This is a genomic window from Vibrio nigripulchritudo (assembly GCF_027924785.1).
In the GTDB taxonomy this organism is placed as follows: domain Bacteria; phylum Pseudomonadota; class Gammaproteobacteria; order Enterobacterales; family Vibrionaceae; genus Vibrio; species Vibrio nigripulchritudo.
In genome coordinates this window covers 1,624,204-1,638,969 of record NZ_AP027049.1, presented here as the reverse complement: position 1 = coordinate 1,638,969, position 14,766 = coordinate 1,624,204, and the positions used below count along the sequence as shown (strand labels likewise).

14 protein-coding genes are annotated in these 14,766 nt (G+C 44.6%); 1 reads left to right on the top strand and 13 read right to left on the bottom strand.

Translation table 11 applies throughout. The annotated features are described in order from the left end of the window. Positions 1 to 125 precede the first annotated feature (125 nt). From araD to QMG91_RS07665, 11 genes are all read right to left on the bottom strand, one after another. Positions 126 to 821, bottom strand: a complete 696-nt coding sequence (gene araD / locus QMG91_RS07715; protein WP_281830082.1) for an L-ribulose-5-phosphate 4-epimerase — start codon at positions 819 to 821, stop codon at positions 126 to 128. Next, positions 814 to 1,692 carry an L-ribulose-5-phosphate 3-epimerase gene (locus QMG91_RS07710; protein ID WP_281830080.1) on the bottom strand — a complete coding sequence of 293 codons (879 nt, stop codon included), beginning with the start codon at positions 1,690 to 1,692 and terminating at the stop codon, positions 814 to 816. Before QMG91_RS07710 ends, araD begins: the two co-directional genes overlap by 8 nt. Before the next feature lies 1 nt (position 1,693). After that, positions 1,694 to 2,344 (bottom strand): 3-dehydro-L-gulonate-6-phosphate decarboxylase, encoded by a 651-nt coding sequence (locus tag QMG91_RS07705; protein WP_022604662.1) that lies wholly within the window; start codon positions 2,342 to 2,344, stop codon positions 1,694 to 1,696. Continuing rightward, positions 2,341 to 3,870 (bottom strand): FGGY-family carbohydrate kinase, encoded by a 1,530-nt coding sequence (locus QMG91_RS07700; protein WP_281830079.1) that lies wholly within the window; start codon positions 3,868 to 3,870, stop codon positions 2,341 to 2,343. Before QMG91_RS07700 ends, QMG91_RS07705 begins: the two co-directional genes overlap by 4 nt. Before the next feature lie 20 nt (positions 3,871 to 3,890). Further along, positions 3,891 to 4,997: a lactonase family protein gene (locus tag QMG91_RS07695; RefSeq protein WP_281870219.1), complete on the bottom strand. Its 1,107-nt coding sequence runs from the start codon at positions 4,995 to 4,997 to the stop codon at positions 3,891 to 3,893. A gap of 61 nt (positions 4,998 to 5,058) precedes the next feature. Next, the gene (locus QMG91_RS07690) at positions 5,059 to 5,931 is read right to left on the bottom strand and encodes a carbohydrate ABC transporter permease (protein WP_022589122.1); all 873 of its coding nucleotides are present in this window, start codon (positions 5,929 to 5,931) and stop codon (positions 5,059 to 5,061) included. Next, on the bottom strand, positions 5,928 to 6,848 hold the full coding sequence (locus QMG91_RS07685; RefSeq protein ID WP_281830075.1) for a carbohydrate ABC transporter permease: 921 nt from the start codon (positions 6,846 to 6,848) through the stop codon (positions 5,928 to 5,930). The genes QMG91_RS07690 and QMG91_RS07685 overlap by 4 nt, the downstream gene beginning before the upstream one ends. A gap of 154 nt (positions 6,849 to 7,002) precedes the next feature. Next, a complete protein-coding gene (locus QMG91_RS07680) occupies positions 7,003 to 8,349 on the bottom strand; it encodes an extracellular solute-binding protein (RefSeq protein ID WP_022610800.1) in 1,347 nt (448 codons plus the stop codon). An 84-nt stretch (positions 8,350 to 8,433) separates the two neighbouring features. Then, positions 8,434 to 9,522 carry an ABC transporter ATP-binding protein gene (locus tag QMG91_RS07675; protein ID WP_281830071.1) on the bottom strand — a complete coding sequence of 363 codons (1,089 nt, stop codon included), beginning with the start codon at positions 9,520 to 9,522 and terminating at the stop codon, positions 8,434 to 8,436. 6 nt (positions 9,523 to 9,528) lie between these two features. Next, positions 9,529 to 10,260: a FadR/GntR family transcriptional regulator gene (locus tag QMG91_RS07670; protein WP_281830069.1), complete on the bottom strand. Its 732-nt coding sequence runs from the start codon at positions 10,258 to 10,260 to the stop codon at positions 9,529 to 9,531. Positions 10,261 to 10,952: 692 nt separating this feature from the next. Continuing rightward, a complete protein-coding gene (locus tag QMG91_RS07665) occupies positions 10,953 to 12,290 on the bottom strand; it encodes a MipA/OmpV family protein (protein ID WP_281830068.1) in 1,338 nt (445 codons plus the stop codon). A 175-nt stretch (positions 12,291 to 12,465) separates the two neighbouring features. On the opposite strand from QMG91_RS07665, the gene QMG91_RS07660 reads away from it, so the two are divergent. Then, positions 12,466 to 12,813: a VC1380 family protein gene (locus tag QMG91_RS07660; RefSeq protein WP_004406872.1), complete on the top strand. Its 348-nt coding sequence runs from the start codon at positions 12,466 to 12,468 to the stop codon at positions 12,811 to 12,813. Positions 12,814 to 12,897: 84 nt separating this feature from the next. Here QMG91_RS07660 and QMG91_RS07655 read toward each other — a convergent pair whose 3' ends face one another. Together QMG91_RS07655 and QMG91_RS07650 are read right to left on the bottom strand one after the other, a co-directional pair. Next, on the bottom strand, positions 12,898 to 13,467 hold the full coding sequence (locus tag QMG91_RS07655; protein WP_281830066.1) for an OmpA family protein: 570 nt from the start codon (positions 13,465 to 13,467) through the stop codon (positions 12,898 to 12,900). 2 nt (positions 13,468 to 13,469) lie between these two features. Further along, positions 13,470 to 14,750: a vWA domain-containing protein gene (locus QMG91_RS07650; RefSeq protein ID WP_281830064.1), complete on the bottom strand. Its 1,281-nt coding sequence runs from the start codon at positions 14,748 to 14,750 to the stop codon at positions 13,470 to 13,472. Positions 14,751 to 14,766: the final 16 nt, after the last annotated feature.

The window sequence follows — 14,766 nt, the reverse complement described above, 5'->3', positions numbered from 1 at the left end:
CTGAGTAACCCATATTCATACATCAACAAAGCCAGACCTATATTGAAAATTGAATCTTAAAAGTGAATCCATACCCAAATCACCCCAAGGTGTTAGGTTCAGCGTGCATTAACTGGATCTAGTATCTACTGCCCGTAATAGGCGTTTTCCCCATGTTTTCGGAGATAGTGCTTATCCAGAAGCGGCTGCTGCATTGAACCGAGTTGAGGCGACAACTGACGCGAGAACAGCCCCATGTACGCTACTTCCTCCAGCACAACAGCATTGTGAACCGCACTACTCGCGCTTGTCCCCCAGATAAAAGGACCATGGGAATTAACCAGCACCGCTGGCATCTGATTCGGATCCAGCTGACGGCGTCCAAATGTCTCTACAATGACCTGCCCCGTTTCCCACTCATAATTCCCCGCGATTTCATCTAAAGACATCTGGCGCGTGCATGGGATTGAACCATAGAAATAATCGGCGTGTGTCGTTCCCCACGCAGGAATATCGAGCCCCGCCTGCGACCAAATCGTTGCGTGACGTGAATGCGTGTGAACAACCCCTCCAATGTCAGTGAATGCACGGTACAGGCATAGATGTGTAGGGGTGTCTGATGAAGGTTTCTTGTCACCTTCGATCACCTCTCCTGTTTCTAAATCCAGTATCACAATGTCACTGGCTTTCATGACGTCATATTCAACCCCGGAAGGCTTAATTGCGATGACACCACGTTGACGATCAACGGCACTGACATTTCCCCATGTGAAGGTAACTAAGCCGTATTTTGGAAGCGCCAGGTTGGCTTCAAGTACTTCCTCTTTTAGCGATTTATACATTCCATCCTCCCTGAACCATCTTCTCTTCCATCCAACGTCTGGCTTTGATCAACTCCTGCACAGGCTCGTCCGCTTTTTCAGTCCACATTTCTATCAGGAAACTTCCGCGATAATTCAAACGCTTTAACGTTTTAAATGCCTGCACAAAATCCACGCAACCCTCTCCAAATGGAACATCTCTGAACTGACCCGGGCACGTATCGGTCACGGCATAGGTATCTTTAAGGTGTAATGCGGCTATCTGATCAATACCCAGTTCAAGCTCCGCCGTTACATCGTTTCCCCAGGCTGACAGATTCCCCACATCGGGGTAAACCGTAAACCAGGGTGAATTGATTTTTTCCTGCCATGCTTTCCATTTGGTAATCGAATTCATAAACGATGTGTCCATGATTTCCACCGATAGCATGACCTGAGATTTCGCCGCTAAGTCGACTGCCCACTTTAGCCCTTCTTCAAACCTTGCAAGCGTTCCTTCGTCCTGTTCCTCGTAATACACGTCGTAACCGGCTAGCTGAATGGTTCGTATGCCAATGTCCTGCGCGAGAGTGATGGCTTTTTCCATGATTGAATAAGCTTGTTCTCTAATCTTTGGATCATGGCTACCAAATGGGAACCTGCGATGCCCAGACAAACACATGGACGGAATGCGAATACCGCTTTCTATAATGGTATTGGTTAACGCTTTGCGTTCTTGTTTTGTCCAGTCTAATCGAGACAGTCTCTCGTCCGTTTCATCAACGGACATTTCAACAAAGTCAAAACCGCACGCTTTCGCTAAAGCCAGCCTTTCAGACCAACACAAGTGTTTGGGCAGTGCCTTTTCATAGATACCTATTGGAGGTATTCCATCTAAATCATCATAATTCATGTTATTCCCTCCAGAGAGATGACAGGGTTTCTTTGAAATCCATGGCCGCTTTTCTTGGGTCGGGTGCGGTTAAAAGTGCCCTGCCAGCGATAAAGGTGTCGATTGGAAGATGACGGAAGGTCGGCAGAAGCTCAGGGGTGATACCTCCTGTTACTGACATCTTGAACCCTAAGTCACACATCCTTTGTAACCAGTCTAAATCTTCCTGATGCCAGGTCTGACCGGCAGCCTGAGCATCTCTTCCTCTGTGATAAATGGCTTGCGAGATCCCGAGTTTTCTCCATTCCTGAGCCTGCTCAAAAGTCCAGTCTCCGAACAACTCAATCTGGATGTCACCGTTATGCGCCCTTGCAACGTTCAGAGCGCTTTCCATTGTGGCTAAAGGCGCAGCACATATAACCGTCAGTAACGAACCACCCGCCTTGAACGCCATTTCCCCCAAATCCTTCCCTGCATCGGCAAGTTTCATGTCGACTACTAATGGCTTTTCCGGATGCTGGGATCGAAGCGATCGAACAACCGACATGCCTTCGGAAAAACAGATTAAGGTCCCCGCTTCCAGCACATCCACTACTGGTGCTAGCGTTCTCGCGGCATCAAGTGCTTCAGCTTCAGTCGTTACATCCAGTGCAACCTGTAATTTCGGAATCATGACAATCCTCCTGATTCGGATTTGCCTGTGGTCGGGCGTTGGAGTCCGTCTTCAAGTTTTGACAGAGATTCGACGTACACCCGGTATTTGTGTTTCTTCGCTTGATACTGTTCATAGACATCTGAGTCTGGTGAGACCTTGTTGACCTTGACGTCCATCACGGACATGGCTTCGTCTGTCGAGGCGTAAGCCTGACTGCCAACCATGGCGACAATTGCCGCACCAAAACAGCCTGTTTCTTCAATTTGTGGAAGTAACACCGGAAGCCCGCTCGCGTCTGCCAGTATCTGCATCCACTCCTTTGAGCGCGCTGGACCACCACACACAATCAAGTGCGTGAGATTTGGGTATAGAAGCCTGACATGATCGAGGTGGAACAAATGGCTGAACACCACACCTTCGTAAATTGCCTGAAAAACCTGTGGTTTGGTGTGCAGTGACTGCATACCATAAAGCCCGCTCTTCACGCCCAGACCTGCATTTGAACCATAAAGAAATGGGGCAAACAGAAGCTCAGAGCTCAACTTTGGAAGTTCACCAACAGAGCGATTGATCACTTCAAAGTTTTCATCACCAAACAAATCGGTAAACCACTCTAGGTTGCCAGCCGATGTGGGGCTGGCATCATGTGTGATGTACTGACCTTTTTGGGCATAGTGTCCAAACACATGAGGTTTGGCTTCTGGATTACGAATATCAAACAGGTGGTCTGTGACCCCCGTAGTGACCGACCAGGTCCCCATGGTTAAGGTCAATGCACTGTCATCTCTAACACCGGAACAAATGGCGGTTGCTACTACATCAAATACACCACCTACAACTGGAGTCCCTTCCCGAAGCCCCGTCAGCCTAGAGGCAGAAGAGCTAATTTCTCCTGCAATATCTGTTGCACCAATTATGGGTGGCAGCGCTTCCATCATTTCTGGAATACCCAACGTGTCTGCAAGAGAATGATCGTAATCCTGAGTATCAAAGTTGTATAAATTGGACTCCGAGATATTGGTGATTTCGCAGTGCTTTTCACCCGTCAGGCACCATCTCAAATAGTCGTGACTCATGAACACAGTGCCTATCTGCTCGTACTGCTCTGGTCGATTCTCTTTTATCCAACGGGCAATGGATACAGGGTGCCCGGTCCACAACGTTTGTCGGGTTTTCGGATGAATAGATTGCGGAATCCCCTCTTTCTGCCAGCGTTTAACAATGTCAATTGAACGCTGGTCGGCCGATAAAATTGCTCTTTCCATAGGTTCATCGTTTTTATCTAGCAGAAATAACCCTTTCCCTTGAGCAGAAATCCCGATGCTTTGAATCTGAGCAGCGTCGACACCCGTTTTCGCAATCACCTTTTTGATCACTGAGCAGGTCGAATCCCAGAGTTGGGTGGTACTTCTTTCCACCCAGCCAGAATGTTCAGAAATCAATTCAAGGGATTCACGCGCGACGCCAATTTCTTTGCCACTCTTGTCGTATAAACCTGCTTTGAGGTAAGTACCTCCGCAATCAATTCCCAACCAATAACTCATCTTAGTCATCCTTTACGCCGTCACAGGTCCAGAAAACGAATGTAGTTTGGAGCAGGTATATCGATGATTTCATCCGTCATTGAGATCAAACCGCTTTCAATGTCTCTCGAGAAAACAATCACATTGCCCGTATCCTGATTAGACACAACAGCCGCATGACCACAAGGAGAAATGGCAAAGTGGCGCGGGAATTTACCGCCTGTAGAAGTGATATCAACGAGATCTAACTTACCGTCCTCCAACACTTTAAATACTGCTATAGAGTTGTCGCCCCTGTTGGATACATATAGAAATTGAGCATCCGGTGACAGCTTTATCTCTGACACGTAACTGATCTGATCGTGATTCTCTAGCGTCGACTTATATTGGAACGGTATCAGACGCGGTTTTATCTCTGATGGGTCAGAGCTATCGAGCTGCGCGGCACAGACTGTATTAAACAATTCATTTGAGACGTAGCAGATGTCCAGCGTTGGGTGCATTGCCATGTGTCGTGGACCGGAGCCAGGTTCAAACTCTATCCAGGTTTCACGGGTCAAAGTTCGGCTTTGTGCATCCCAGCGGTATTGGAAAACTGCGTTTTCTCCAAGGTCAGGAATAAACACCCAGTCATGCCAGAAGTGCGCGCAATGCGCATGAGGACCAACCTGACGATTCCCCCAGTGATCTTCACGATTTTCAACCTGACGCCACTCTGTCTCAGGGCGGTAGTACTGCTTAAAGGTCTGAATCACTTCGCCCAGACGACCTTCGGCATCAACGGCAACAACATCAATGATGGCATCCCAGTAATTGATCACTATTGCCGCATCGTTATTTGGAGAAAACGATACATAACAGGTCGATTTTCCGTTTGCCTGAAAACTGGACAACTCTTTCAGGCTGCCATCCTTCTGCACTTCGTATTGAATGACGGTTCCGTTCTCTCGAATAGTTTCGAGGATTGCGTAAAGGTATTTGCTGTCTGCACTCGGAATCAGTACCGCTGGGTTGAGTGATTCCACCGAGTTATTCACTACAAGCTTGCCTTGTTGAGTCAAAGTAGTGCAGTACATCCCCTCGCCCGGAACTGGAGAATAAGGTTGGTGTGCGAGTGCGTCGATGTCACTGTATGTACCCAATAACAAGCTGGTAGTCTTTTTCTAATTTCATATTAATACCTTAAATAATCTTTATAAATTCAATCTATTAGCCTTTAACTGCACCAGCAGTCATGCCCGTAATAATTTGCTTTGATGCGACGAAGGTGAAAATAATGGGTGGGACAGCAAGCAACATCCCCGTCGCCATAATGACGCCCCAGTCAATGTCGTATTCGGTTAAAGAGTTCACGATGGTGACTGGAACGGTTCTCGTGTCACGTTGTAACAAGGCATTAGCCAGAAGAAACTCGTTCCAAGCGATTCGGAAAGTAAAGATGGCCGCGGCTGCTAAGCCCGGTTTTATAATGGGCAACACCACAAGGAAGAAGATTTGCAGCGGACGAGCACCATCCACTTTCGCGGCCTCTTCTAATGGCAGTGGAACCTGCACGATAAAGCTCTGAAGAATCCAAATGACAAATGGAAGATTCATGGCGACGTACAGCAAGATGATCCCGCTGTATGTTCCGTCTAATCCGTAGTCGAACGTCCAGATCCCGAAAACAGGCACCAAAAGTACCGCTGGTGGCACCATGCGCATCATCAAAGTAGTCAGAGAGACCACGCCTCTTCCCATAAACTTGAAGCGAACCAGAGCGTAGGCTGCCATGCACCCTATGGTCAGGGTTATCACGGTGGAAACAAGAGCAATAAATATGGAATTGCCCAGTGATCGCGTGAACGTTGGACTGCAGAAATCTACGTGGTCAGGCGTATACCAGAGCACATCGCACAAGACCGTTTCGTAATTTTTCAAAGTCGGTGCGAAAAACAGACTGCTGCTGTCATTCATTATGTCTACGTTCAGCTTGAACGAGGTCATGATCATTAGCATGATGGGTCCGATTGACATCACGATCAACGCGACCAATAAGGCATAAAATGCAGGGTTTTGCCTGTTCTCTTTATCTTTGCTCATTGTTCTTCTTCCTTATTTGCCAGCGCTTGTTTTTCGATCCTTTTCTCGTTGACTTTGTTGTAAATAAACATGGCTAAAGTCAGGACGAGGAGCACAATCAACAGTAGGTTTGACATCGCGGCTGCCACACCCAACTCTCTGAATTCAGAGGCTGTTCGAGAAATCCGGAGCGCGAGAATTTCGGTTGATAACCCAGGACCGCCATTGGTCATCACCAATATCACTTCAAGAACTTTGAAGGCGTCGATGAGCCTGAGAAGTAAGGTCACAATAAGCACTGGCATCATCAAAGGTATCTTGATGTACAGAATTTGCTGCCATTGCGTCGCTCCATCAATTCTTGCAGCTTCTAACGTCGACTTTGGTAAAGACTGCAGGGCAGCCAGAGAAAGAATGAAAATAAAAGGAGTCCACTGCCAGACGTCTGCGATAATAATGGATGACAATGCCCAACTTGAATCTGATAGCCAAGGAATGGATTCAAAACCCAGAGCATTCAATGTTCTGTTAAATATGCCAATGGTTGGGTGATACATATATCGCCACATTAATCCCACAACAATTGGAGCAATCATCATTGGTAATATAAATATGGTTCTTAACAGGGACATCCCTCTTATATTTCTGTCCAATAATAAGGCGAGACCAACGCCAATAAACATTTCAAGAATAACAACGACACTTGCAAACTTTAACGTCACGCCTAATGACTCACGGAAAGAGTCATCTTGGAATAGGTTTATATAATTTTTAAATCCTACCCATTCAGCTTCACTTATTAATTGACTGGGATTCCAGTCTAAAAAACTCGCATACATCATGTAAAATATCGGATATAAAAGTCCAAATATTAATGCTATTCCAGCCGGAGCTAAAAATAGATATGGAGTCATGCGATTTAAATTATCAGCTTTCATTAAAATATACCGAGATTACAAAGGCTAGAGTTCATACCGAGCGTAATAAAACGACGATATAATCTCTTTATCTCAAATTACCCGAAGGGAGTGAGTCGGGGATACACCCAAGTGTTCTAATACTTCACTTGGGTATATCACTATTTATTCCAGGTTATTTCTCACTCCAAGAATAGTAGTTAGCGTCAGCCATTATCTTTTCTGCTCGCTCCGCTACTCCATCAAGTGCCTCTTGAATGTCCAGATCTTCGGTCAGTACTTTAGACAAAGTGGTGCCTAAATCTGAATTGATTTTTCCCCATACAGGAATGATTGGTCGCCAGTCAGGATCCGCATGTTTAAGTGCAGTACCAAAGGTAGCCATGTGAGGGAATTTCGCGTTCACGTCATCATCGAAGTGAGTAGAGTAACGGGATGGGTTACCACCAGCCAAAGCAATCATTTTGTCTACTTTCTTCGAGGTTAGCCATTGCATCAGAAGGAAGGCCGCTTCTTTATTCTGCGCGTTTTTAGGAATGCCGATTCCAAATCCACCAGTCTGCGAGCCTCTGCGAACACCCATTGGATGTGGTGCCCAGCCGATCTTACCAACCACTTTAGATTTAGTTGGGTCATTCACTTGACCAGCAAACACTGTAGAGTCGAGGAACATCGCGGATTGCCCTTGCAAGAATGAAGTTCCTGCTTCTGCAAAACCAAATGTTTTGGCTCCTTCCGCTCCACAATCAACAATTTTCTTCAGCGCTTTTGCCGCCGCTACGCCCTCTGCATTGTTGACGATTGGCTTCCACTGGTCGTCGAAGATACGACCGCCTAAAGGTGCCAGGTGAAGTAAAAACGCATGCGACGCGTGGTGACCAGAAGCCGCTCGTGAAGCCAGTCCACCCATACCGGGTTCTAGCTTTGGAATCTCACACGCCAGGTACAGCAATTCTTCGTAGCTTTGAGGCACTCTCAGTTTGTGTTTCTCGAATATATCTTTTCGGTAACCTAAGATAGAAGTCTCTGCACCGAATGGCAGTCCAAATAGTGAACCTGTAGGTCCTTTAAGATAGCCTTTCTTACCGCCGGCAACGCCGATGTTCGCGACATAACCATCAATCAAATCTTCTGCATCAAAATTGGGATCTGCCAGAAGCGGATTCATGAAGTATCTCGCCAAATTTTCTAGTTGATCGGCATAAACATAATCAGCTTTTGAAAATACAACGTACGCAATTAAATCGTAGTCGCCTTTTCTTTTTGTTAATTCCAGTGTTTGCTTTTCGCGCATTCTCAGATATTGAAGTTGGTCGACTTCTACTTTGATGCCCGTTTCTTTAGTGAATTCCGGCAGTACTTTCATTACCGCATTGTAATGCGGATGCGCTGGAAAATTCACAACCAGAGTTGTGCCTTTAAATGAATCGTAAGGGCTAGCATAAGAAAATGTTGTAATGGCACTGACAGTAATTGCAGTCAGTGCTTTCTTATTAAACACCTTTTTCAGATACTTAATCATGTTGCCTCCTAAGAGCAAGCGAATAAAGTTGATGTTCCAAATTACGTTATTTGTGTTCCCTTCATCTTTATGATGATTTAATAATTAGTAAATTGTTTCTTCCGTGTGTTTGTCAAAAACATAAATGTCATCTGGATCAACTTTAAAACTAACAGTATCTCCAATACGAAATTCATTTAATGAATCGACTTCAACCATAAATCGGCTTTCTTGAATTGTAGAAATCAAAACAGTTTGATTTCCAATATACTCATTGACGTTTATTTTAAAAGTAATGGTATTTTGAGATTCACCTGGATCTGTTGGAATTAATGCAGAAGGACGAATTCCTACAATAATTTCGCCAGATTCAGGTAAAAAGGATAAATTATCGAGTTTAGGTAACTGAAGCTTAAATGACTCCCCTACCGCATATAACGTTCCATTTTCTTCTTCTACCGTCATATTGAGGAAGTTCATCGGAGGCATTCCCATAAAGCCCGCGACAAACTTATTGCTTGGCTTTTCAAATAACTCTCTTGGTGTGCCATGTTGCTGAATGTACCCGTCTTTCATCACGACTATTCGGTCAGCAAGTGTCATCGCTTCAATTTGATCGTGCGTAACATAAATGATGTTTTTCTTAATGTTTTTACTCATCATTGCCAGTTCAGCACGCATCTGACCTCGCAGTTTTGCATCCAGATTGGACAGTGGTTCATCCATTAGAAGTGTTGAAGAATTGCGAACCAGCGCCCGCCCCATTGCCACACGTTGCCTTTGACCACCGGATAATTCTGCCGGTTTACGATGCAGGTATTCAGTCAGACCCAACATTTCAGCCGCTTCGGTGACTCGTTTTTTTATGTCGCTTTTTGGATGCTTTGCTAACCTCAGCGCAAAGGACATGTTTTTATAGACATCCATGTGCGGGTAAAGCGCGTAGTCCTGAAAGACCATGGCAATGTCTCGGTCAATAGGTTCCAGATTCGAAATGGATCGGTCATCCATTTTGATTTCGCCATCACTGACGGTCTCCAGACCTGCAATCATTCTAAGCGTGGTCGATTTCCCACACCCTGACGGTCCAACGAATACGGTGAACTCGTTATCTTCCATTACTAAGTCGATTTGATGGATCACTTCGCTCGATTGATATCTTTTTGTCAGTTTGTTCAAAGTTATTACAGGCATAATCCGTTACTCGTTGTCCTTGTTTTGCATAATAAGTGTCGATTTAAAGATGCTATCGACATGAGCTAAAATGGAACGTTCCGCTGCGTCTGGATCGTGATTCTTTAATGACCGCAGGATTTGATGGTGTTCTCGAAGACTTCTGACGGTAGATTTCTCTTCTGCCATTGCAGCAGTTCGATGCTCCAGCGCGTAGGAATAAACATCGATAGCAATTTTCGATAACAAATCGTTGCGACAGGATTGATAAATGATCTCGTGAAACTCTTTATCAGAAACCTGAAACGCCACATGGTCGTCTAACACCGTTTCCTGATATTCGATTAACGCTGTGAGTTTTTCTAAGTCTTCTTCTTTGATGTTGATGGCGGCTGAACGCAAAATGGATGACTCGATAACCTTTCTTGTTTCCGCAACTGTATATGCGTCGTAACTTTGAATGTCTTCAAGAAGATGGTTGGACTGAATGATCTCCGCAGAGCCTTTAGTCACAATACTTTTTCGTCCACGTGAAACGGTGATCAGCCCACGTTCGCTCAGTAAAGCCAACGACCCACGAATGGTTTCCCGGCTGACGTCATAAGACTTGGCAAGTTCTCGCTCTGAAGGTAAGGCTTCACCTTCCGCAATCATCTTAGACGCAATGAGATCACTCAGTTTGTCCGCAATTTGTGACTTGAGCGTTAGCCTGGCCACGTCCGAGCGGTAATAAGGCATTTCGTTTGATTCATCGGACATACGTGATTAATCCTTTACTGATAACTACACTCACATTTTGGTACTTATTAAATACCAGTTTATTTCTTTAGAATGTAACGGTGGCAACCAAAATTTGTGACCACATTGTTAACAGAGCTCAAATTAACCGACAAACAACTCGATTTTCAATTTAAATCGATCATTTTTTGATCGTTTTATTGATCTGGTTATCAAAAATCATCATTTAACAAAACGGAATACCATTTAATTGGCATGCAACTACTACCAGTTTTTCATGGAGATTGGAAATACTTCAATACCAGTTTAGTACCTTTCAAAAACAGGCGCACAGCTCGAATTTAACAGGCTACGAACGCCCTAACTTGCACTGAAAAACTCAACATTAAGAGCTTGATATTATTAAATTTTACTGGCAATAACATTCAACATAACGCTAAATGTAACGATTGAGTTTTTGAACTGTTTATTGAATAGATAATAGAAGGTGGTTCTATAAGAGGTAGGAATTCAAACCACTTTTGGTATGTTAGAAGACCACTTCTGGTATGGTGTAAAACCATCTTAGCTTGTTGAATGTGCTGCTCATTCGTCAGGTATGGATACGTAACTTAATGAAGGTTTTTGAAGCCTGCATCAATGCCATTCAGGCATCGCTAAATCACAAAAAAACGGGGCGAATCCATCGCCCCGTTTTCTTGTCTTCGTACCAATTAAAAATCGTATTGCAGGTAAATTGTGTTGTAGTTACTGCCACCTTTAATTCGTCCAAACTGAGAAGCTTTTTCGAAAATAGAAGAGCGATGGTGCAGTCCGTAGCCCACCCACAAGTGATCCCATTCAGGCTTTCCAACCATATCACCTATGTTGAAATCGAAGGAAATATCTAAGTAATTCATCAAATTACTCATGTTCTCATATTTTCCTTCCAGCTCACTACTTTCAATGTAAGTGATGTTTTGAACATAGGAGATACCTTCTGCGGCACCAAATTTCCAACGGAATGGCCATTCGAAGGTGTAGTACGCTTTCACCGCAATCACGTATTCTGGACTGGCACTCTGAGTAGAACTGGACCAGTGCCACGCTGCCCCCGGAGTCAGGTAGATATCAATGGGAGCACCGAACAATTCATCCGTTAACGGGTGACCATAAAAGAACGAAGTCATCTTATTGCCGTTTTCATCCGGCACACCCTTAAACTGGAAGATGTCTCCCATGTCGGAAGGCGTTGCAAAACCCTGTGCCACTCTCAGGTAAGGGCGTGTTTTGATGTCTGAACGCGTTGGTGTGTTTTTGTCATTGAACAACCCGAAGCCAATGAAATACTCGTGACCCCACCGCTCTTTCACCACAATATTGTCGTAAGCGTTGTCGTCTAACCTAGTAGCGTAAGCACTACCCAATAAATATAAATTTGAAGTGACGCGGTAACGAGTTTCAAAACCCACTTTAAACTCAACACCACCACCAATGTTCTTTCCGAAACCCGGAGAGCCTTCTAGCCCGTTGGCACCATAGTAGTAAGAGTTAAAATCGTTAGATTTAACACGGAGTTCAGCGCTTGGTTTAAAGTCCCAGTTTTCTGTTGAACTCTTTGCCGTTGCGCGAAGATTACCGAACAACCGAGCGGCATCATCACTCATTATCTCTGCATCGATGTACCAGTCAGAATCCTGAAAAAAGTGGCGGTACTGGAAACCTAAATCAAATGAATGACCACCGTAGCGGTTTTGCTGAGATGCAGGCAGGTCAACAAATCTGAGGCGAGTAAGGGCATTAATCTTATAGTCATCTTGTTTGTACAGATGAACACCGCCTTCCAAACCATCGAGAAATACCGATTCGCCTTTGTAATAAAAAAGCGGGGTAAACGTTGAAACCGAAGCATCGTCTTCACCGGGAAGGTTGTACACAATGGACGCATTGCGATAGGCCATCCCTACTCCCCATTCTTGCTCTTTCACCTTATTCACTTCAGAAGCTGTGGCAGTAAAAGTCATAGCACCCATTAACGTCGCCAACGGCGTTAGGTGAATTAAAGCGCGCATAGATGTTGTTTACCTCTATTTATTCATACTCGGGAGATTGATGGCAGGATGAACGAAAGACAGCCATTTTATTGAGTCAAATGTCAACATTCGTAGTAAAATCAGTGAAATTACTTTAAGATTCCCGCAAATTAGCCGCTACACTAAGTAGAGGCGTACAGTATAACGAATCATTGTGAAAGTATCTGAATTATTGCAAATATTAAGTAAATTCTCCGATAACAACGATCCTCACGTTGTGACGGGAGAAGAGTGGTTGCCAGAACGTTTGCTAACAACAAAGCTGAACGAGGATTTTCTGTTTCTTCATTTCGATCAACAGCCCGCTGATCAGGGTGGAGATGAAGAAGGTCGCGGATTTGTTGAACATGAAATCTCAATGTTGAGAGACAAAATCAGAACTATTTTAGAAGAAGAAGGCGACACCAGCATGAAAGCAGAGGCATTTCTTGCCCTGTTCCTGATTGGTCACGAACGCTCTTCTTCAGAAGTCATTGAGATTCTGGAAGAAGACGCAGAATAGCAATTCCAATGACACAATCGGTATAAGACTCATAGAGAAGGGCGCTCGTTCAGCGCCCTTCTCTTTTATCTGGATCAACTTTTTCTAGCTTTGAACGGTGAGTACTACCCGTCGATTGCACCCCTTTAGCTTGTTTTCCAACTGTTCACAGATGGGGGCGGTTTCACCATACGCCCTTTCAATCACCTGCTTGTCATTTCCAAACGTTTTCTTAAGAAACTTGGAAACGTTTGAAGCTCGGCGTTGCGACAATGCCGCATTATACGCTTCCGTTCCAACCTCATCGGCATGCCCTTCCACCGCTATCGAGACACTTTTGTCCAATAGATTCATGTAGTCGAGCAAAATGTGTTTGTGGTCGTCGCTAAGCTTGTCTTTGTCAAACTCATAATTCAGCACCAAAGTTTGCGATACCCTGTCGTAAATACACTCCTTGCTGACTGAAAACTGTTCTTTCTCAGTCTCTTCATTGATAAGAGCGGGGGTTTCCGCCTGAGTGATGTGATGGCTAAGAAGGCGTCCGCTAGTTTGTGTACCAAAGTGGTTCTGCGCCAAAACTCGTGTTGTTTTTAAATAGGTATTTTCCTGAGCCAGACAATTGGCTGCAGCGTTACCGCAAAATACCAAAAGGAGGATAAAGGTTAGTGTTTTCATCGTTATATTCCATTGCCTTTTAATCGACCTGTCTCTTCATTCAACAGGTTTAAAATATGCTTGTAGACGTCGATACCACTTGAAGCGTGCAAAACGTTGTCTTCTCCCACACAATCAAAGAAGCCGTTCTTTGACCGATTCATCTGAAAATCGATACCAATAACGCCAAATGTGACGCTAATTGGTTCTCCGAATCGGTCTTTCTTGTTTTCCAGGTCTTCCACCATACGGTCGCAAAGCCCGTACTTGGTGAATTCTTTTAGGATACGTTCTGTGCGACCTGTCCCATCAGGACTCCAAATCCTCCAAGGTCTAGATGTGTCTTCACCATCAGACAAGACAATGATCACTTGGTGGGGGTTGTATTCATCCTGGCTGTTGGCAAGTTCCGCAGTTCTTAACAAACCTTGCCATGAATTCGTCCCTCCACCAGCTTGGAAAGTACTAAGCTCTTGGGTAAAAGCATCGTAATCAAATGTAAGATCTATATCGTTAAATAGCGGTAAAGGTGGGATTTTTCTTTTTATCAGATCTGCCACTTTTTGGGGGAATGAGCTTAGCGGTCTCTTCTTTGCATTGCGCCAATGAATAGAATGAGCTACACGGTCGGATAAAACTTGGTCGTACGCTACTCGCCTTCCATTGACTCTCTGGTAATTGAAATTGTTATAGCCAATCAACGCAACACGACTTTTATGACTGTTAAAACGGTTGAAATTTTCAAGGTCTTCCAAGATTCGATCTATCGTATTTTTTACTATTTGGAGTTTGTTATCCTGAACGACGCTGTGCGAAAACGGGTTGTTCATTGAACCACTGAAGTCGACCACAAAATAAATATCGACTGGCTTAGGGAGGTATTTCCGGCTGGTGGATTGACTCGATACTTCAAACTCAGGCTCCATATTGAACTGGCTAAAGCTTATCCACGAGTCGTGCTTTGTGGTCGCCGTAACTAAGAAGTCTGCGAATGGGGAGAGCTCTCCGGCTTCCTGAACACAGCCATCATCGTAATCGCAACGGGTATCCTTAATCGAAATGTCCACTTTACCTTTATTTGTTGGCATATAGTGGTTGACGATTTTTTCTGCCAGCTCCAAATCGGGCTCGTTGTTACCCGTCGATGATGAAATCAATCCAAGACTTGCCACCTCGGCAGCCTCACCAAGCTTTGCGTGAGTATGAAGCTGTTGAGTAGACTGCATGGCCAGAACCAGAGTACCAATCATAAAAGGAACGCAGTAAACAAACGCGATAAATGCGGCTCCTTTTTGCTTTTGCATTGAACATCTGCTTAAG

Coding starts and splice junctions, on each gene's coding strand:
- araD (WP_281830082.1), bottom strand. CDS start 821: ATGTATAAATCGCTAAAAGAGGAAGTACTTGAAGCCAACCTGGCGCTT.
- QMG91_RS07710 (WP_281830080.1), bottom strand. CDS start 1,692: ATGAATTATGATGATTTAGATGGAATACCTCCAATAGGTATCTATGAA.
- QMG91_RS07705 (WP_022604662.1), bottom strand. CDS start 2,344: ATGATTCCGAAATTACAGGTTGCACTGGATGTAACGACTGAAGCTGAA.
- QMG91_RS07700 (WP_281830079.1), bottom strand. CDS start 3,870: ATGAGTTATTGGTTGGGAATTGATTGCGGAGGTACTTACCTCAAAGCA.
- QMG91_RS07690 (WP_022589122.1), bottom strand. CDS start 5,931: ATGAGCAAAGATAAAGAGAACAGGCAAAACCCTGCATTTTATGCCTTA.
- QMG91_RS07685 (WP_281830075.1), bottom strand. CDS start 6,848: ATGAAAGCTGATAATTTAAATCGCATGACTCCATATCTATTTTTAGCT.
- QMG91_RS07680 (WP_022610800.1), bottom strand. CDS start 8,349: ATGATTAAGTATCTGAAAAAGGTGTTTAATAAGAAAGCACTGACTGCA.
- QMG91_RS07675 (WP_281830071.1), bottom strand. CDS start 9,522: ATGCCTGTAATAACTTTGAACAAACTGACAAAAAGATATCAATCGAGC.
- QMG91_RS07670 (WP_281830069.1), bottom strand. CDS start 10,260: ATGTCCGATGAATCAAACGAAATGCCTTATTACCGCTCGGACGTGGCC.
- QMG91_RS07665 (WP_281830068.1), bottom strand. CDS start 12,290: ATGCGCGCTTTAATTCACCTAACGCCGTTGGCGACGTTAATGGGTGCT.
- QMG91_RS07655 (WP_281830066.1), bottom strand. CDS start 13,467: ATGAAAACACTAACCTTTATCCTCCTTTTGGTATTTTGCGGTAACGCT.
- QMG91_RS07650 (WP_281830064.1), bottom strand. CDS start 14,750: ATGCAAAAGCAAAAAGGAGCCGCATTTATCGCGTTTGTTTACTGCGTT.